Annotated in this window: 10 protein-coding genes; 7 read left to right on the forward strand and 3 right to left on the reverse strand. The window is 70.7% G+C overall.

Annotated elements, in window-relative coordinates; all coding sequences use genetic code 11:
- The first annotated feature begins 16 nt into the window (after positions 1–16).
- Positions 17–2,071, forward strand: a complete 2,055-nt coding sequence (locus tag NUG21_RS05520; RefSeq protein WP_263392496.1) for a TonB-dependent receptor — start codon at positions 17–19, stop codon at positions 2,069–2,071.
- The gene (locus tag NUG21_RS05525; protein WP_263392497.1) at positions 2,071–3,504 is read left to right on the forward strand and encodes a PepSY-associated TM helix domain-containing protein; all 1,434 of its coding nucleotides are present in this window, start codon (positions 2,071–2,073) and stop codon (positions 3,502–3,504) included. The genes NUG21_RS05520 and NUG21_RS05525 overlap by 1 nt, the downstream gene beginning before the upstream one ends.
- Before the next feature lie 358 nt (positions 3,505–3,862).
- On the opposite strand, the gene NUG21_RS05530 is transcribed toward NUG21_RS05525, so the two are convergent.
- The 3 genes from NUG21_RS05530 to NUG21_RS05540 form a co-directional block, all read right to left on the reverse strand.
- Positions 3,863–4,603, reverse strand: a complete 741-nt coding sequence (locus tag NUG21_RS05530) for a phosphoadenylyl-sulfate reductase (RefSeq protein ID WP_019796752.1) — start codon at positions 4,601–4,603, stop codon at positions 3,863–3,865.
- A complete protein-coding gene (cysI, locus tag NUG21_RS05535) occupies positions 4,600–6,324 on the reverse strand; it encodes an assimilatory sulfite reductase (NADPH) hemoprotein subunit (RefSeq protein ID WP_263392498.1) in 1,725 nt (574 codons plus the stop codon). The genes NUG21_RS05530 and cysI overlap by 4 nt, the downstream gene beginning before the upstream one ends.
- Positions 6,325–6,464: 140 nt before the next feature.
- Positions 6,465–8,339 (reverse strand): assimilatory sulfite reductase (NADPH) flavoprotein subunit, encoded by a 1,875-nt coding sequence (locus NUG21_RS05540; protein ID WP_263392499.1) that lies wholly within the window; start codon positions 8,337–8,339, stop codon positions 6,465–6,467.
- A gap of 194 nt (positions 8,340–8,533) precedes the next feature.
- Here NUG21_RS05540 and cysD point away from each other — a divergent pair, with 194 nt between their 5' ends.
- From cysD to NUG21_RS05565, 5 genes are all read left to right on the forward strand, one after another.
- The gene (gene cysD, locus NUG21_RS05545) at positions 8,534–9,442 is read left to right on the forward strand and encodes a sulfate adenylyltransferase subunit CysD (protein WP_160947554.1); all 909 of its coding nucleotides are present in this window, start codon (positions 8,534–8,536) and stop codon (positions 9,440–9,442) included.
- Between the two features lie 44 nt (positions 9,443–9,486).
- Positions 9,487–11,430, forward strand: coding sequence for a sulfate adenylyltransferase subunit CysN (cysN, locus tag NUG21_RS05550; RefSeq protein ID WP_263392500.1), 1,944 nt, complete (start codon positions 9,487–9,489; stop codon positions 11,428–11,430).
- Between the two features lie 245 nt (positions 11,431–11,675).
- A complete protein-coding gene (locus tag NUG21_RS05555) occupies positions 11,676–14,360 on the forward strand; it encodes a M1 family metallopeptidase (protein ID WP_263392501.1) in 2,685 nt (894 codons plus the stop codon).
- A 157-nt stretch (positions 14,361–14,517) separates the two neighbouring features.
- Positions 14,518–15,612 carry an efflux RND transporter periplasmic adaptor subunit gene (locus NUG21_RS05560; protein ID WP_263392502.1) on the forward strand — a complete coding sequence of 365 codons (1,095 nt, stop codon included), beginning with the start codon at positions 14,518–14,520 and terminating at the stop codon, positions 15,610–15,612.
- Entirely contained in the window at positions 15,609–18,734 is a 3,126-nt protein-coding gene (locus NUG21_RS05565; RefSeq protein ID WP_263392503.1) for an efflux RND transporter permease subunit, read from the forward strand. Before NUG21_RS05560 ends, NUG21_RS05565 begins: the two co-directional genes overlap by 4 nt.
- The last annotated feature ends 35 nt before the right edge of the window (positions 18,735–18,769 follow it).

The following is an 18,769-nucleotide window of genomic DNA, read 5'->3' on the forward strand; positions in this document are numbered from 1 at the left end:
CCGATGGAGTGTCGCAATGACCCGCTTTCCTGCCATGCCGCCCGTGGCGGCGTGCTGCTGTGTCCTTCTCGCAGCGGCCGCGCCCGCCCAGGCCGCCGATGCGCCGCCCGGCGCCGCCGGCGATTCCGTGCTGACCCTGGGCAAGGTCCAGGCCACCTCGCCGCTCGCCGCCGGTTCCAACGCGCGCAGCGTGTTCAGTTCCGTCGACATCCTCGGCGGCGACCTGCTGCAGGACCAGCACGTGGACTACAGCTGGGAACTGCTGATGCGCGCGCCCGGCGTGCAGGTGACCCAGTTCAAGATGGGCACCGACGCCGGGCGCTTCTCCTTCCGCGGCTTCAATGGCGAGGGCCGGGTCAATGCGGTCAAGCTGCTGATCGACGGCGTGCCCAGCAACGACAATGCCGGCGCCATGCCGTACCTGGATGCGGTGTTCCCCATGGATATCGCCGCGATCGAGATCGTGCGCGGCACCAACGACCCGCGCTACGGCCTGGACGCGATCGCCGGCAGCGTCGACGTGCTGACCCGCAGCGGCGGCAACGACGGCCGCGCCAGCGTCACCGTCGGCAGCTTCGGCACCCGCGAGGTGCAGGCGACGCAGGGCATCGAGCGCGGCGCCTGGAGCCAGAACTACGTCGCCGCCTGGCGCGACAGCGACGGTTACCGCGACCATGCCGACGCGCGCAAGCATGCGTTCTCCGGCAAGTGGTTCTATACCGATCCGGACGGGCGCTGGCGCGCCGGGCTCAGCGCGCGCGACTACCGCAACACGGCGCTGGAGGCGGGGTATCTGGATTACGCCACGGCGCAGCGCGCACCGCGCAGCTCCCCCGATTACGCCCGCGACGATCGCAGCCAACGCCACACCACGCAGGTGTCGCTGCACCTGGATGCGCGCCTGGCCGACAGCGTGCAGGGCAGCGCCAAGGCTTACTGGAACCGCTACGACAATCAGCGCTGGGTGCGCTTCACCGTCGCCGGCGCGCAGCAGGAGCGCGACACCGACGAGCGCCAGCGCGGCGTGCTGGCTAGGCTCAGCTGGCGCCCGGCGCTGGCCCGCGCCGACGCCTTCGCGCTGGAGGGCGGGGTCGATGCGCAATGGCAGGACAACGTCTCGCAGCGCTATCGCACGGTGGCGCGCGTGCGCACCGCGCCGCTGCGCGACTGGGACTTCGACCTGCATACCGAAGGCGCCTACGTGCAGGCGGTGCTGCGCCCGACCGCGCGCCTGCAACTGGTGCCCGGCTACCGGGTGGATCGGGTCGGCGGGCAGTTCCGCGACCTCGCCAGCGGTGCGCGCTATCCCACCTACGCCTACGGCACCATCCGTCAGCCCAAGTTGAGCGCGGTGTATGCGCTGACCGCGCAGGCCAGCCTGTACGCCAACATCGGCCGCAGCTTCCAGATCGGCAGCGGCAACGGCGCCTACCGCACCCAGGCGCGCAACCTCGCGCCCTCGTTCAACGATGGCTGGGAGAGCGGTCTCAAGTTCGCCGGCGCGCAGCAGCGCTGGGACGCGCGCGTGGCCTACTGGGAACAGCGCGCCTCCGACGAGGTGGCCACCATCCTTGGCGTGAACGGCAGCGTCGGCACCGGCGAGGTCGGCAACGTCGGCAAGACCCTGCGGCGCGGCTGGGATGCGCAACTGAACCTGCGTCCGGACGAACGCTGGACGCTGTGGCTGGCCTATTCCCGGCAACGCGCGCTGATCGTCACGCCGGATCCGAGCGCGCCGGCCACCCGCGGCAAGGAGATCGAGAACGTGCCGCACTACCTGGCCACCGCCGGTGTCGACTGGCAGGCCACGCCGCGGCTGACGCTGTCGGCCTGGGGTAATGCGCAGGGCGACTACTACGTGGAGCGCAGCAACACCCTGGGCCGCTATGGTGGCTATGCGCTGGCCAATCTCGGCGCGACCTGGCGCTGGCGCGCGCAGCGCGAGGTCTCGCTGCAACTGAAGAACCTGGCCGATCGGCACTACGTCTACGCCTGGTACGACAGCGGGTCCTCCGGCTACTCGCCCGGCGATGGCCGCGCGCTGTACGCCACGCTGAGCTGGGGCTGGTGATGGCCACGAAAGCCATCACCACCGAGGCGCCGCCAGCGCGCTTCTACCGTGCGGTATGGCGCTGGCATTTCTACGCCGGCCTGCTGGTGCTGCCGCTGCTGGTCTGGCTGGCGCTGACCGGCGCGGCCTTCGTCTACCAGCAGCCGATCGACGGCTACTTCCACCGCGCGCTGAAGACCGTGCCGGTGCCGGAGCACGCGCCGGCGTTGGCGCCGCAGCGCCTGCTGGATGCGGCGCTGGCCGCGCAACCGGGCCAGGCGCTGCGCTACACCACGCCGCCGCGGCGCGATGCTTCGGCGGAAGTGACCATCGCCACCGCCGACGGCCACCGCGAAGTCGTCTACGTGGACCCGTACCGGGCGCGGGTGCTGGGCCGGTTGCCCGAGCACGGCACCGTGGCCTGGACGATCCGCCGCCTGCACAGCCTCGACTACGTCGGCTGGTTCGCCAACGCGCTGATCGAGGTGGCGGCGGGCTGGGCGATCCTGCTGGTGCTCACCGGCGTGTACCTGTGGTGGCCGCGCGGGCGCCGCGGCGGCGTGACCACGGTGCGCGGGCGGCCGGCGCAGCGCGTGTTCTGGCGCGACCTGCACGCGCTCACCGGCAGCGTGGTCGGCGCGCTGCTGCTGTTCCTGGCGCTGACCGGCATGCCGTGGTCGTGGTTCTGGGGCGCGCAGGTCAATCGCCTGGCCAACGGCCATCACTACGGCTATCCATCCGGGCTGCGCGTGGATCTGCCGATGTCGACGCAGCGGCTGAGCGACAGCGAGGTGCCGGCGTGGTCGCTGCGCCAGGCGCGCCTGCCGCAGTCGTCGCCGCCGGCCGCGGACCCGCATGCGGCGCACGGCGCGCACGATGGCCACGGCGGACACGACGGCATGGCCGGCATGGCGGATGCCGCGCCGGCGGCGGGGGCGATCGGCCTGGATGCGGCGGTGGCGCTGTTCCAGGCGCGCGGCATCGCGCCGGGCTACAGCGTGGCATTGCCGCGCGGCGTGCGCGGGGTCTATACCGCCTCGGTGTATCCGCCGGACCTGGCCCAGCAACGGGTGATCCATCTGGACCAGTACAGCGGACAGGTGCTGCTGGACATGCGCTATGCCGACTACGGCCCGCTGGCCAAGGCGCTGGAGTGGGGCATCAACGTGCATCTGGGCCAGGAGTACGGCACGCTCAACCAACTCGTGCTGATCGGCGCCTGCCTGGGCATCGTGCTGTTGTGCGTCAGTGCCGCAGTGATGTGGTGGAAACGGCGCCCGCACGGCAGGCTTGGGGTGCCGCCGCTGCCGGCAGACCGGCGCACCTTGCGCGGCGTGGTCGCGCTGCTGGTGCTGGGCGGGCTGCTGTTCCCGCTGGTCGGTCTGTCCTTGCTGCTGATGCTGGCGCTGGATTGGGTGCTGGTGCTGCGGCGGGAGCCTGTGGTGGGGGTTTAGGTCGAAGGTGTAGGAATTCGCTTAATTCTGCGGCGATAAGCGAAGCCATCGGTGCATCCGACTTGGCTGCAGTCGGGACTGAAGTCCCTCCCACAAGGAGGGGCCAGTAGTCGGCGCTGGCGTCAGGGTTTGCACATGCGACAGGGGGTGCCCTTGTAGGAGCGGCTTTAGCCGCGACCGGGTGTTCCCATGAACGCCTGGTCGCGGCTGAAGCCGCTCCTACGGGACATACGCGGTGTGGTCGGTAACGCCTGGTCGCGGCTGAAGCCGCTCCTACGGAAAAGACACGGTATGGTCGGTAATGCCTGTCGCGGCTGAAGCCGCTCCTACAAGAAGGCTGAGGGCGTGCTGGCGCGTGTCAGAGATCCTCGTGGATCCCGCACTCGCGCTTGAGGCCGAAGAAGCGGGTGTCTTCCTCGCGCATGCCCGGTTCCCAGCGGCGGGTGGTGTGGAAGTCGCCGATCGAGACGTAGCCCTGTTCCCACAGCGGGTGATAGGGCAGGTCGTGCTGCTGCATGTACTGCCACAGGTCGCGGTCGCTCCAGTCGGCGATCGGGTTGATCTTGTAACGCTCACCGCGCTTCTGCACGAACGGGGTCTGCGCGCGGCTGTCGGACTGGCTGCGGCGCAGGCCGGTGAACCAGGTGCCGACCTTCAGTTCGTCCAGGGCGCGGCGCATCGGTTCGACCTTGCGCAGGTTGTTGTACTGCTCGATGCCGACCATGCCCTGTTCCCACAGGCGGCCGTGGCGCGCTTCCATCCACGCGCGGCTGACCAGCGGGCGGTAGATCTTGAGGTTGAGCTTGAGCCGCTCGGTCAGCGCGTCGGCGAAGCGGTAGGTCTCGGCGAACAGGTAGCCGGTGTCGATCAGGATCACCGGGATGTCCGGGCGCTGCCGGGTCAGCAGGTGCAGAGTGGCCGCCGATTGCGCGCCGAAGCTGGACGACAGGGCGGCTTCGGCTGGGCCGTGCTGCAACGCCCAGGCCACGCGCTCCGGCGCGGGCAGCGTCGCCAGCAGCGCATTGGCGGCATCGAGATCCAGGGCCGGCACCGGTGCGTTGGCGGGGGCGTCTTGGGAGGCGGCGGGCAGAGCGCTCATGCGTGCAGTTCCGACGGAATCAGGTGACGGTGGGTGGGGTAGGCGGGCAGCGCGACCACGCCGGTGCGGTGCAGGAAGTCGCCGAAGCGCTCGTCCGCGTCCCGCTCGTTGGCATAGCGCGCGAACAGCGGTTCCAGCGCGGCGAGGATCTCCGGCTCGGCGATGTTCTCGCGGTACAGGGTGTTGAGGCGCTGGCCGCGGTGGTCGCCGCCGAGCATCAGGTTGTAGCGGCCCGGCGCCTTGCCGACCAGGGCGATCTCGGCCAGGTACGGCCGCGAACAGCCGTTCGGGCAGCCGGAGAGGCGCAGCAGGATCAGCGCGTCCTCCAGGCCGTGGCGGGCCAGCAGCGGCTGCAGTTGTGCGGCGAAGGCCGGCAGGTAACGTTCGGCCTCGGCCATCGCCAGGCCGCAGGTGGGCAGGGCCACGCAGGCCATGGCCGCGCGCGCCAGCGCGGTCGGCGCGCGGTTGCCGGCGTCCAGCGCATGCGCGCGCACCAGTGCGTCGATCGTCGCGCGTTGCGCGGCGGGGATGCCGGCGATCACCAGGTTCTGGTTCGCGGTCATGCGGAAGTGCGCGCCGTCGCCGGCGTCGCGCAGGTGCACGGCGATCGCGCGCAGGCCGCTGAGGTGCTGTGCGCCGTCGACGTGGTCGGCGATGCGTCCGGCCGGCAGCGACAGGGTCAGGTGCCAGCGGCCGTCCTCGCCGGCCTGCCAGCCCTCGCGGTCGCCGTTGTGCTCGAAGGCGAAGTCGCGCACCGGCTGCAGGCGCACGCTGGCGCGGCGCTCGATTTCCGCCAGCACCGTATCCAGGCCGTGGTCGTCGATGGTGTACTTGAAGCGCGCGCGCTTGCGCACGGTGCGGTTGCCCAGGTCGCGCTGGGTGGTGACCACGGCGGTGGCCACATCGAGCAACTGCGCGCGGTCGATGAAACCGACCACGTTGGCCACGCGCGGGTAGGTCTCCGCATCGCCATGGCTGGCGCCCATGCCGCCGCCGAGGCTGACGTTGTAGCCGGCCAGCGTGCCCTCGGCGTCGAGCACGCCGATGAAGCCGAGGTCGTTGGCGAACACGTCGACGTCGTTGATCGGCGGCAGCGCGAAGCCGATCTTGAACTTGCGTGGCAGGTAGGCATTGCCGTAGATCGGCTCGTCCTCCTGGCCGCTGCCGGCGACCTGCTCCTCGTCCAGCCAGATCTCGTAGTAGGCGCGAGTGTTGGGCAGCAGGTGTTCGGACACGCGCGCGGCATCCGCGTAGAGCGTGGCGTGCGCCTGCGAGGCCAGCGGATTGGCGGCGACCTGCACGTTACGGTTGACGTCGCCGCAGGCGGCGAGGGTGTCGATCAGCGCGGCGTTGATCGCCTGCATGGTCGCCTTCAGTTCGCGCTTGATCACCCCGTGGAACTGGAACGCCTGGCGCGTGGTGATGCGCAGCGAGTGGTTGCCGTAGGTGGTGGCGATGGCGTCGAGCTTGAGCCACTGCGCCGGATCCACCACCCCGCCCGGAGTGCGCGTGCGGATCATGAACTGGTAGGCCGGCTCCAGCTTCTGCCGGCGCCGCTCCTCGCGCAGATCGCGGTCGTCCTGCTGGTAGCTGCCGTGGTACTTGATCAGGGTCTGATCGTCCTCGCGCAGCGCCCCGGTGACCGGATCGGCCAGGCTCTGCAGCAGCGACCCGCGCAGGCGCTGGCTGTGGTGCTTGATGTCTTCGACGGAGTGGGACATTGAAGGGCCGGGATTCGAGATTGGGGATTCGGGATTGGAAAGCGGTCGGCGCTGCGGCGACGGGTCAGCACCTTCGACAGTTCGCAGTGCAGGGATAGCGGCTCTGACGAATCCCCAATCCCGAATCCCCAATCCCCGCCTCAATAGACATCGCGCGCATACCGCCCCTCCTGCTGTAGCTGGCTGAGGTAGGCGGCGGCGTCTTCGGGGCTGCGGGCGCCGTGTTCGGCGACGATGTCCAGCAGGGTGGCGTGCACGTCCTTGCCCATGGCGATGGCGCCGCACACGTACAGGTGCGCGCCGTGCTGCAGCCAGTCGTAGACGGCGCGGCCGTGTTCGCGCAGGCGCTGCTGCACGTACACCTTGGAAGGAGCGGTGCCGCCGCGCAGCGGCTGCACGTCGCGCGAGAACGCCAGGTCCAGCCGGTGCAGTTCGCCGCTGCGCAGTGCCTGTTGCCATTCGGCCTGGTAGAGGAAGTCGCGGTTGAAGTGGCGGGCGCCGAAGAACAGCCAGTTGCGGCCGCTGGCGCCGCTTTCGGCGCGTTCCTGCACGAAGCCGCGGAACGGCGCCACGCCGGTGCCGGGGCCGATCATCAGGATGTCGCGGCTGCCGTCGGCCGGCACGCGGAAGCGTTCGTTGGGTTCGATGTACACCGGCGCGCTGTCGCCTTCGGCCAGGGCCGCCAGATAGCCGCTGGCGGCGCCGCCGTGGGCATGGCCGTGGGCGTCGTAGGCCAGCACGTCGACGGTGAGGTGGGCTTCGTCGCCGACCCGCTTGCGGCTGGAGGCGATCGAGTACAGGCGCGGGACCATCGGCCGCAGCGCCTGCAGCAGCGCGGCGTGGTCCCAATCCGCCGGCCAGCGGCGCAGCACGTCGATCACTTGGTGATCGGCGAGCAGCGCCGCCAGGCCGGCGGTCTGGGTGGGGTCGAGCAACTCGGCCAGCGCGCTCGCGCCGGCGCGTTCGGCGACCGCACTGAGCAACGGGCGCGAGGCCCGGGTCAGTTCGCGGTGGCCGCTGAGCCACTCGTGCAGGGACAGTGTCTGCCCATCGGCGGTGAGTTCGGCGTGACCGTCCAGTCGGGTCGCGGTCAGGATCGCCTCGACCAGCGCAGGCGGATTGCGATGGCGTACGCCCAGGGCGTCGCCGGGTTCGTAGTGCAGACCGCTGCCGGCCAGCGACAGTTCGAGGTGGCGCACGTCCTTGTCGGCCTGGCCGTGCGCGGCGTAGCGCGGTCCTTTGAAATCGCGGCCGCTGATCGCCTGGTTGGCCAGCACCTCGGCGGCGAACGGCTGTGTGCGGCTCCACGCTGACGCAGCGGTGCCACGCAGCGGCGTCACCGTGGCCGACGGCGTCGCGGGCGTGCGGCCCAGAATGTCGCGTGCCTGCGCCAGTGCCTGCGCGCGCCACGGCGCCGCCACCGTCTCTATCTCCAGGTCGGCCTCGCCGAGCGGCAGCAGCCGCTGCGCGCCCAGTTCGGCCAGGCGCGCATCCAGGCGCCGGGCGATGCCGCAGAAGTCGGCGTAGCTGGAGTCGCCCAGGCCGAGCACGGCGTACTGCAGCTGCGGCAGCTTGGGTGCGCGCCGGCCCTGCAGGAACTCGACGAAGCCGATCGCATCGTCCGGCGGGTCGCCCTCGCCCTGGGTGCTGATGACCACGTACAGCAGGCGCTCGTTGCTCAGCTCGCGGGTGGGATAGACGTCGGCGCGCAGCAGGCGCACCGCCAGCCCGGCTGCCTCGGCCTCGGCCGCCACCTGTTCGGCGGCGCGGCGTGCGTTGCCGGTCTGGCTGCCGTAGACAATGCTCAGCTGCGGCGTGGGCGAGGGCGCCGCGGCGGCACCGGCGACCACGGCCAGGGCCGGCGTCGCCGGACCCTGCGCCTGGGCCAGGCCGGCGGCGTAGCCGGACAGCCACCACAGCCCGGCCGCGTCCAGGCCTTCCACGGTCCGCGCCAGCAGTGCCTTGCGCTCCTCGGGCAAGGGGCTGGGCGGCAACGCGGGCGAGGCGGCGGTCATGGCCGGTCCGGGTGTTGGGAAGGGATGACCGATGTTAGGGAAGCGTTGCGCGGTGCAGAAAGGAACAGGGGTTATCGGCTCATGCCCGGGGCTTATTTCTGCGAGGTGCCTGGCGCGACGCACACTGCCGCCCCGACCGCCACGACCGCTGCTACGCTTCGGTCCGGTCTCCACTGCCTGCCGCCGCCGTTTCGATGAGTGCGTCCGCCCTGTCCCATCTCGACCGTCTCGAGGCCGAGAGCATCCACATCCTGCGCGAGGTCGCCGCGGAGTTCCGCAACCCGGTACTGCTGTATTCGGTGGGCAAGGACAGCTCGGTGCTGCTGCATCTGCTGCTCAAGGCATTCGCGCCGGCGCAGCCGCCGATTCCGCTGCTGCACGTGGACACGCGCTGGAAGTTCCGCGAGATGATCGCCTTCCGCGACCGCCGCGCCGCCGAGACCGGGGTGGAGCTGCGCGTGCACATCAATCCCGATGGCGTCGCCCAGGACGTCGGCCCGTTCAGCCACGGCCCCAGCGTGCACACCGACGTGATGAAGACCCAGGCGCTGAAGCAGGCCCTGGACCTGTGGAAGTTCGATGCCGCCATCGGCGGCGCGCGCCGCGACGAGGAGAAGGCGCGGGCCAAGGAGCGGGTGTTTTCGTTCCGCAACGCGCACCACCGCTGGGATCCCAAGCAGCAGCGCCCGGAGCTGTGGAACCTGTACAACCCGCGCATCCATCCCGGCGAGAGCGTGCGCGTGTTCCCGCTGTCCAACTGGACCGAGCTGGACATCTGGCTGTACATCTACCGCGAAGCGATTCCGGTGGTGCCGCTGTACTTCGCCGCCGAGCGCCCGGTGGTGGAACGCGACGGCGCGCTGATCATGGTCGACGACGCACGCCTGCCGCTGCGGCCCGGCGAAACCCCGCACCTGCGCCGCGTGCGCTTCCGCACCCTCGGCTGCTACCCACTGACCGGCGCGATCGAGTCGCAGGCCGACACCCTGGAGACGATCATCGCCGAGATGCTGCAGGCCACCACCTCCGAACGCCAGGGCCGGATCATCGACCAGGACCCGGGTGCCTCGATGGAGCAGAAGAAGGTGGAGGGCTATTTCTGATGAGCCGGGATTCGGGATTGGGAATTGGGCATTCGCAAGAGCGGATGTCGGCGGCGGATGCGGTGTCGGGAGGGAGCGCTGTGACGAATCCCCAATCCCCAATCCCCAATCCCGTAGGCGGCGACGCCGTCGCCGCCTACCTGCAGCAACACGAACACAAGCCGCTGCTGCGCTTCATCACCTGCGGCAGCGTCGACGACGGCAAGAGCACCTTGATCGGGCGCTTGCTGTACGACAGCAAGCGGCTGTTCGACGATCAGTTGGCTGCGCTTGGCGCGGACAGCAAGCGTCACGGCACCCGTGGTGGGGCCATCGACTATGCGCTGTTGCTGGATGGCCTGGCCGCCGAGCGCGAGCAGGGCATCACCATCGACGTGGCCTACCGCTACTTCGATACCGACCGGCGCAAGTTCATCGTTGCCGACTGCCCCGGGCATGCGCAGTACACCCGCAACATGGCCACCGGCGCCTCCACCGCCGACGTGGCGGTGGTGCTGGTCGATGCCGCCAAGGGCGTGCTGACCCAGACCCGCCGGCACAGCTACATCGTCGCGCTGCTGGGCATCCGTCACGTGGTGCTGGCGGTCAACAAGATGGACCTGGTCGACTTCGCGCAGGACACGTTCGACGCGATCGCCGCCGAGTACCGTGCGCTCGCCACGCAGTTGGGCATTGCCGACGTGCAGTGCATCCCGCTGTCGGCGCTGGAGGGCGACAACCTGTCGCAGCGCTCGGTGCGCACGCCCTGGTACGCCGGCCCGGCGCTGCTCGAACACCTGGAAAGCGTGCAGCTGGGCGCGCGCAGCGGCGACAGCGGCCTGCGCCTGCCGGTGCAGTGGGTCAACCGCCCGCACGCGCAGTTCCGCGGCTTCGCCGGCACCGTGGCGTCCGGCGCGGTGCAGCCCGGCGATGCGGTGGTGGTGCTGCCGTCGGCGCGGCGCGCGCAGGTCGCGCAGGTGCTGGTCGGTGCCGAACCGGTACCGAGCGCGGTGGCCGGGCAGGCGGTGACGCTGACCCTGACCGAGGAGATCGATGTCAGCCGTGGCGATGTGATCGCCGCCGCCGACGATCCGCCGGAGGTGGCCGACCAGTTCGCCGCGCACGTGCTGTGGATGGACGATGCCGCACTGCTGCCCGGTCGCCCGTACTGGCTGAAGATCGGTGCGCGCACCGTGGCCGCCAGCGTCACCGAGATCAAGCACCGCATCGACGTCAACACGCAGGAGCGGCTGGCCGCCAAGCGACTGGAACTCAACGAGGTCGGCTACTGCAACCTGGCGCTGGACCAGCCGATCGCCTTCGCTCCGTATGCGCAGGATCGCACGCTCGGCGGCTTCATCCTGATCGACCGCCACAGCAACGCCACCGTCGCCGCCGGCACCCTGGATTTCGCGCTGCGCCGTGCCGGCAACGTGCACTGGCAGCACCTGGACGTGGACAAGGCCGCGCGTGCGCGGATCAAGGGGCAGACGCCGAAGGTGCTGTGGTTCACCGGCCTGTCCGGCGCCGGCAAGTCGACCATCGCCAACCTGGTCGACAAGCGTCTGCACGCGCTGGGCTACCACACCTTCATTCTCGACGGCGACAATGTGCGCCATGGCCTCAACCGCGACCTGGGCTTCACCGCCGAGGACCGCGTCGAAAACATCCGCCGCGTCGCCGAAGTGGCCAGGCTGATGACCGATGCCGGATTGATCGTGCTGGTCAGCTTCATCTCGCCGTTCCGCGCCGAGCGGCAACTGGCGCGCGAGCGCTTCGGCGAAGGCGAATTCCTCGAGGTGTTCGTCGACGTGCCGCTGCCGGTGGCCGAGGCGCGCGACGTCAAGGGCCTGTACGCCAAGGCGCGCGCCGGCCTGATCCCCAACTTCACCGGCATCGATTCGCCGTACGAAGCGCCGGAGCGCCCGGAACTGCACCTGCACGCCGATGGCGACAACGTGGAAGCGCTGGCCGCGCAGGTGTTGGCGGCGCTGGGGCTGCAGGATTGAGGCGGGATCCTGACGTTGCGGCTGGCGTGGCCGGTGTGGATCGTCTCGCCGCGCCACGCCACAGCACACCTGTCGTCGGAGCGGCTTCAGCCGCGACCCGGCCTTCCCGGTGATGCCCGGTCGCGGCTGAAGCCGCTCCTACGAGAACCTTTCCCGCCGCGCGAGGGTCTGCTGGCGTCATCACGTGACAGCCGCCGCCGCGCATGCTTAAGTCGTCGCCCTCCTCATCGGCGAAGGCCCCGTCCATGCCAGCTCTGTCCCGTCGCGTGCTGTTCTCCGTTCTCGCGCTGTGCTGCGGCGCGGCCTGCGCGCAGGCGCCCGATGCGGTGCCGACCGGGCGCCTGCCGGCCTGGGCGGTCCCCGAGCACTATGCGCTGGATCTGAAGATCGATCCGGAACGCACCGATTTCGACGGCACCGCCACCATCCGCGTGCGCCTGGAGCGCGCGTCCGATCATCTGTGGCTACACGGCAAGGAATTGCGCGTGAGCAAGGCCACGCTGCGCACCGCCGATGGCGCCTCGTTCCCGGTGCGCTACACGCAGGCCGACGCGCAGGCGGGCGTGGCCCGCATCGCCTTCGGACGCACGCTGCAGCCGCAGGAACTGACCCTCACCTTCGTCTACCGCGCGCCGTTCAACCAGCAGCTGCAGGGCCTGTACCAGGTCAAGGCGCAGGGGCATGCCTACGCCTTGACCCAGATGGAGCCGATCAGCGCACGCTATGCCTTTCCCGGCTTCGACGAGCCGGCACTGAAGACGCCGTTCGCACTGCGCCTGACCGTGCCCGAGGGCGAGCAGGCGCTGGCGAACACCCGCGCCACGTCCACCGAGCCGGCCGGCAAGGGCTGGAAGACCGTGCGCTTCGCCGAGACCGTGCCGCTGCCGACCTATCTGGTGGCCTATGCGGTCGGGCCGTGGGACGTGGTCGACGGGCCGGCGTTGCCGGCCACGCCGCAGCGTCCGCAGTCCGTCCCGCTGCGCGGCGTGGCCGCGCATGGACAGGGGCCGCGCATCCGGCGCGCGCTGCAGCAGACGCCGGAGATCATCGCCGCGCTGGAGGACTACTACGACTTCGGCTATCCGTTCGACAAGCTGGACCTGGTGGCCGCACCGGACTTCTCCGCCGGTGCGATGGAAAACCCCGGCTTTGTGACGTTCCGCGACTGGCTGCTGTTGCTGGACGACGATTCGCCGCGGCACAACGTCGAGGGCTCGTTCAACGTCACCGCGCACGAGCTGGCGCACCAGTGGACCGGCGACACGGTGACCATGGCCTGGTGGGACGACCTGTGGCTCAACGAGGCCTTCGCCACCTGGATGCAGCAGAAGATCACCATGCGCCTGCGGCCGCAGTACCGCGCCGACCTGGACCGCATCAGCGCCGCGCAGGACGCGATGAACAACGACAGCCTGGTCAGCGCACGCAAGATCCGCCAGCCGATCACCGGCAACGGCGACATCGAGACCGCCTTCGACAGCATCACTTACCGCAAGGGCGCCGCGGTGCTGGGCATGTTCGAACAGTTCGTCGGCGAGGACACCTTCCGCAGCGGCATGCGCGCCTATATCCGCGCGCACCGCTTCGGTAACGCCACCGCCGACGACCTGGTCGACGCCATCGCCGCCGCGGCCGGCAAGGACGCCGACTTCAAGGCGGCGTTCCGCAGTTTCCTGGATCAGCCGGGCGTGCCCTCGCTGCAGGTGCGCTTGCAGCCGGAGGCGGGCGGTGCGGTGCTGCAGTTGCACCAGCAGCGCTTCCTGCCGCTGGGCTCGCGCGGCAGCGCCGCGCAGACCTGGGGCGTGCCGGTGTGCGTCAAGTACGGCACGCGCCAGGGCGTGCGCCGCGCCTGTCAGATGCTGTCCGCCAGCGACGGCCGCCTCGCGCTCGCCGGCGCCGACGCCGACAGCTGGGTGATGCCCAACGCCGGCGGCACCGGCTACTACCGCTTCGCCCTGCCCAAGCCGCAACTGGCGGCGCTCGGCCGCCACCTCGATGCGCTCGACGACGCCGAGAAGCTGGCCTATGCCGATGCCATCGACAGTGCGTTCCGCACCGGAGAGGCCGACACCGCCGATGTGATCGCGGCGATGCAGCAGTTGGCGCCGGCCAAGGCCACGGCGGTGGCGACCGCGCTGAACGACCGCATCGGCTGGATCTGGCGGGTCCTGGCCCGCGACGACGCACAGCGCGCCATGCTGCGTCAGGCCACCGAGGCCGCATTCGGCGCACGCCTGCAGGCGCTGGGGTATCAGCGCCGCGCCGGCGACAGCGACGACGATGTTGCGTTGCGCTCCGAGCTGGCCGAGCTGCTCGGGGTGACCATGGGGGTGCCGGCGGTGCGGCAGGCGCTGCTGGCCCAGGGCGATGCGGTGCTGGCGGGCAAGGGCGGCGCATTGGACTTCGCTGCCGCCAATCCGGATCTGCTCGATGCCGCGCTGACCGTGGCGGTGCAGGAGCGCGGCGCGCCGGCGGTGGACGCGTTGATCGCCGCCCTGCGCGGTCACGGCGAACCGGCCCAGCGCAACGCGATGATCGCCGCGCTCGGCGCCGTGCGCGATCCGCAGCAGTTGCAGAAGGTGCGCGATTTCGCCCTGACCGATGCGATCAAGGTCGGCGAGATGACCCGCCTGCTGATGGGCGCGCATGCCGAGCCGGCCACGCATGCGTCGATGTGGCCCTGGTACACCGCGCACTTCGATCGCATCGTGGCGCGCTCCGGCTCCTTCGACGGCGGCCGCTTGCCGGCGTTGGCTGCCGCCGGCGGCTGCGACGCTGCCGAAGCGGACCGGCTGGAGGCGTTCTTCACCCCGCGCCTGAAGGCGCTCAGCGGTGCCGACCGCGGCCTGGCGCAGACCGCCGAAAGCATTCGCCTGTGCAGTGCGCTGCGCGAGCGGCAACACATCGCCGTCGCGCCGCGCAGAGGGTGACGAACGGGCGCGGCGCAGGCCGCGCCACCCGTGCGCTGCGTCTCACCGCGCAGCGCATGCCGGGGCCGGCAAGGGTCGTCGGTCATGGTCGCCGCGTGTCAACGCTCGTCACGCCGGGCCGTTAGACTGCGTCGAACTCCACGCGTCCGGGATCTCCATGCCGCACCGACCACGCGCCGGCGTCCGCCTGGTGTGCCTCCTGTTGTCGTCGCTCGCGCTTGCCGGCTGCGGCGAGCCGTCGGCGCCGACGAGCGCCGGCACTGCGGTTCCGGTGACGCTGCAGACGGTGCAGCCCCGTGAGTGGAACGACAGCCTGTCCTCGTTGGGCACGGTCAAGGCCCGCGAGTCGGTGACATTGACCGCCAAGGTCAGCGAGATCGTGGAGCGCGTGCATTTCGAGAGCGGCCAGGAAGTGGCGGCCGGCGCGCCGCTGGTCACGCTGCGCGGGCAGGGCCAGCAGGCGGCGCTGCGCGAGGCCGAGGCCACCTACACCGAGGCCGAGCAACTGTACCGGCGGCAGAGCGAGCTGGTCGGGCGGCAATTGGTCTCGCGCGCGCAACTCGATACGCAACGCGCGCTGCGCGACGCCGCACAGGCGCGGGTGCTGCAGATGCGCGCGGAGATCGGCGACCGCAGCGTGCGCGCGCCGTTCGCCGGTGTGCTCGGCCTGCGCCAGGTCAGCCCCGGCGCGTTGCTGACGCCGGACGCCACCATCGCCACGCTCGACGACGTGGCCCAGGTCTACGTGGATTTCCAGGTGCCGGAGGCGGCGCTGTCGACGGTGAAGGCGGGCGATACCGTCGGCGGCCGCAGCGTGGCCTATCCGGGGCGCGCCTTCGAAGGCAAGGTCGCCACGGTGGATGCGCGCGTGGACAGCGCCACCCGTGCGGTCACCGTGCGCGCCGCGTTCGACAATGCCGACCGCGCGCTGCGCCCGGGCATGCTGATGGACGTGCGCCTGTACCGGCCCGCCCGGCAGGCGCTGGTGATCCCGGAGATCGCGGTGGTGCAGGTGGGACGCGACGCCTTCGTCTATCGGGTCGGCGCCGACGCCACCGTGGCCCGCGCCGATGTGCGCACCGGCGCGCGCCGCGACGGCCTGGTTGAGATCGTCGACGGCCTGCAACCCGGCCAGCGCATCGTGGTCGAGGGCACCGGCAAGCTGCGTCCGGGCGTGGCGGTGGTCGATGCCGCCGCCAGCGCTCACGGCGGCGCGCGCAGCGGCAGCGCCGCGGCGGATCTGGCGCGATGAAGCTGTCCGACGTCTCCATTACCCGGCCGGTGTTCGCCGCGGTGATGAGCCTGTTGCTGGTGGTGCTGGGGGTGATGGCGTACAGCCGGCTGACCCTGCGCGAGCTGCCGGCGATCGATCCGCCGATCGTCTCGGTGGAGGTGCGTTACCCCGGCGCCTCGGCGGCGGTGGTGGAAAGCCGCATCACCCAGGTGCTGGAGGACGCGCTGGCCGGCATCGAAGGCATCGAGACGATCCAGGCGCGCAGCTCCAATGGCGTGGCCGACATCAGCATCGAGTTCCGCGCCACCCGCGACATCGAGGCCGCTGCCAACGACGTGCGCGACGCGGTCAGCCGCGTGCTCGACCGCCTGCCCGACGAGGCCGACGCGCCGGAGATCGCCAAGGTCGAGGCCGATGCCGATGCCATCCTGTGGCTCAACATGAGCTCCAGCACGATGGACGCGCTGCAGTTGTCCGACTACGCCGAACGCTACGTGGTGGACCGGCTCTCCAGCATCGACGGCGTCGCCCAGGTGCGCCTGGGCGGGCGCCAGCGCTATGCGATGCGGATCTGGCTGGACCGCGACCAGTTGGCCGCGCGCGCGCTCACCGTGACCGACGTTGAGAACGCGCTGGCCCGCGAGAACGTGGAACTGCCGGCCGGCCGCCTGGAATCGGCCGATCGCGACTTCACCCTGCGCGTGGAGCGCGGCTACCGCACGCCGGCGGACTTCGCCGCGATCCCGCTGGGCAAGGGCCGCGACGGCTACGTGGTGCGGCTGGGCGACGTGGCCAAGGTGGAACTGGCCTCGGCCGAGCGCCGCGCCTACTTCCGCAGCAACGGCGTGCCCAACGTCGGCCTGGGCATCGTCAAGACCTCCACCGCCAACAGCCTGGACGTGGCCCGCGCCGCGCGCGCGGCGGCGCAGCAGATCCAGCAGACCCTGCCCAAGGGCACGCAGATCTTCGTCGCCTTCGATTCCACGGTGTTCATCGATGCCTCGGTGGAACGCGTCTACCACACTCTGATCGAGGCGGTGGTGCTGGTGCTGGTGGTGATCTGGCTGTTCCTTGGCAGCGTGCGCGCGGCACTGATTCCGGCGGTGACGGTGCCGGTGTGCCTGGTCGCTGCGTTCATCGCGCTGTATGCGTTCGGCTTCTCGATCAATCTGCTGACCCTGCTCGCGCTGGTGCTGTGCATCGGCCTGGTGGTGGACGATGCGATCGTGGTGGTGGAGAACATCCAGCGCCGCGTCGACCTTGGCGAACCGGCGCTGGTGGCGGCGCGGCGCGGCACCGCGCAGGTCGCCTTCGCGGTGATCGCCACCACCGCAGTGCTGGTGGCGGTGTTCCTGCCGGTCGGCTTCCTCGAAGGCAACACCGGGCGCCTGTTCCGCGAACTGGCGGTGGCGCTGGCCGCGGCGGTGGCGATCTCCGCCTTCGTCGCGCTGACCCTGACCCCGATGATGTCGTCCAAGCTGCTCAAGGCGCATGCCAGCGAACGGCCCAACCGCGTGCATGGCTGGGTCGAGGCACGGCTGCAGGGGCTGAGCGGGCGCTATCGGCGCGTGCTCGAACGCCACGTCGGCCGCGCCTGGCTGTTCGGCGCGCTGATGCTGGCGGCGCTGGCGGCCAGTGCGCTGCTGGCGCGGATGATTCCCTCGGAACTGGCGCCGGCCGAGGATCGCGGCTCGTTCCAGGTGATGATCGACGCGCCGGAAGGCGCCGGCTTCGACTACACCGTGGGGCAGATGCATCAGGTCGAGGCCATCCTCGACCGCCACCGCGGCGACGGCCAGCCGATCGCGCGCGCCAACCCGCGCGTGCCCGGCAGCTTCGGCGCCAGCGAGGAGATGCACACCGGCCGGGTCAGCGTGTTCCTGCGCGACTGGAGCGAGCGCGACGTGGCCACTGCCGACGTTGCCGCCACGCTGCAGGAGGAACTGCGCGCCTTGCCCGGCGTGCGCGCGCGCACCCAGGTCGGCGGCGGGCTGGTCAACAGTCGCGGGCAGCCGTTCCAGATCGTGCTCGGTGGCCCCGACTACGCCGAGATCGCGCAATGGCGCGACCGCCTGCTCGCGCGCATCGCCGACAACCCGGGCCTGGTCGGCGCCGACTCGGACTACAAGGAAACCCGGCCGCAGATGCGCGTGGAGATCGACCGCCAGCGCGCGGCCGACCTCGGCGTGCCGGTGACCGAGATCGGCCGCGCGCTGGAGACGCTGATGGGCTCGCGCCAGGTCACCACCTTCGTCGACAACGGCGAGGAATACGACGTGATGTTGCAGGCCAGCCGCGACGGCCGCGCCAACCCGGCGGACCTGGCGGCAATCCGCGTGCGTGCCGACAGCGGCCAACTGATCCCCCTGTCCAACTTGGTGACCCTGCGCGAAGTGGCCGAGCCGGGCAACCTGCACCGCTTCAACCGCCTGCGCGCCATCACCATCAACGCCGGCCTGGCCCCGGGCTATCCACTCGGTGAGGCGATCGCCTGGGCGCAGCAGGTGGCGCGCGAGGAACTGCCCGACTACGCGCAGCTCGACTGGAAGGGCGAATCGCGCGAGTACCAGCAGGCCGGTGGCGCAGTGCTGCTGACCTTCGCCCTGGCATTGCTGATCGTGTACCTGGTGCTGGCGGCGCAGTTCGAGAGTTTCATCCACCCGCTGGTGATCATGCTGACCGTGCCCCTGGGCGTGCTCGGCGCGCTGATCGGCCTGGCGATCAGCGGCGGCACGCTCAACCTGTTCAGCCAGATCGGCATCGTCATGCTGGTGGGGCTGGCGGCCAAGAACGGCATCCTGATCGTCGAGTTCGCCAACCAGTTGCGCGACGCCGGGCGCGGCGTGCGCGAGGCCATCGTCGAAGCCTCCGCGGTGCGGCTGCGGCCGATCCTGATGACCTCGCTGGCCACCGTGGTCGGCGCGATCCCGCTGGTGGTCGCCGGTGGCCCGGGGTCGGCCAGCCGCGCCACCATCGGCATCGTGGTGATCTTCGGCGTGTCGGTGTCCACGCTGCTGTCGCTGTTCGTGGTGCCGGCGTTCTACGCGCTGCTGGCGCCGTACACGCGCTCGCCGGACGCAGTGCAGCAGCGCCTGCAGGAACTGGAAGCGCGGACGCCTTCGGTCGGCGGCCACGCCTGAGCGGGATCGCCCAGGCGCGTGCGCGCAGCGCGCGT

The organism is Xanthomonas sp. CFBP 8445 (assembly GCF_025666235.1).
GTDB classification, from domain to species: domain Bacteria; phylum Pseudomonadota; class Gammaproteobacteria; order Xanthomonadales; family Xanthomonadaceae; genus Xanthomonas_A; species Xanthomonas_A indica.

What these genes read in the sequence shown, in the direction of transcription:
- cysI (WP_263392498.1), bottom strand. Translation starts at nt 6,324, where the DNA reads ATGTCCCACTCCGTCGAAGACATCAAGCACCACAGCCAGCGCCTGCGC.
- NUG21_RS05540 (WP_263392499.1), bottom strand. Translation starts at nt 8,339, where the DNA reads ATGACCGCCGCCTCGCCCGCGTTGCCGCCCAGCCCCTTGCCCGAGGAG.
- NUG21_RS05525 (WP_263392497.1), top strand. Translation starts at nt 2,071, where the DNA reads ATGGCCACGAAAGCCATCACCACCGAGGCGCCGCCAGCGCGCTTCTAC.
- NUG21_RS05555 (WP_263392501.1), top strand. Translation starts at nt 11,676, where the DNA reads ATGCCAGCTCTGTCCCGTCGCGTGCTGTTCTCCGTTCTCGCGCTGTGC.
- cysN (WP_263392500.1), top strand. Translation starts at nt 9,487, where the DNA reads ATGTCGGCGGCGGATGCGGTGTCGGGAGGGAGCGCTGTGACGAATCCC.
- NUG21_RS05520 (WP_263392496.1), top strand. Translation starts at nt 17, where the DNA reads ATGACCCGCTTTCCTGCCATGCCGCCCGTGGCGGCGTGCTGCTGTGTC.
- NUG21_RS05565 (WP_263392503.1), top strand. Translation starts at nt 15,609, where the DNA reads ATGAAGCTGTCCGACGTCTCCATTACCCGGCCGGTGTTCGCCGCGGTG.
- NUG21_RS05530 (WP_019796752.1), bottom strand. Translation starts at nt 4,603, where the DNA reads ATGAGCGCTCTGCCCGCCGCCTCCCAAGACGCCCCCGCCAACGCACCG.
- cysD (WP_160947554.1), top strand. Translation starts at nt 8,534, where the DNA reads ATGAGTGCGTCCGCCCTGTCCCATCTCGACCGTCTCGAGGCCGAGAGC.
- NUG21_RS05560 (WP_263392502.1), top strand. Translation starts at nt 14,518, where the DNA reads ATGCCGCACCGACCACGCGCCGGCGTCCGCCTGGTGTGCCTCCTGTTG.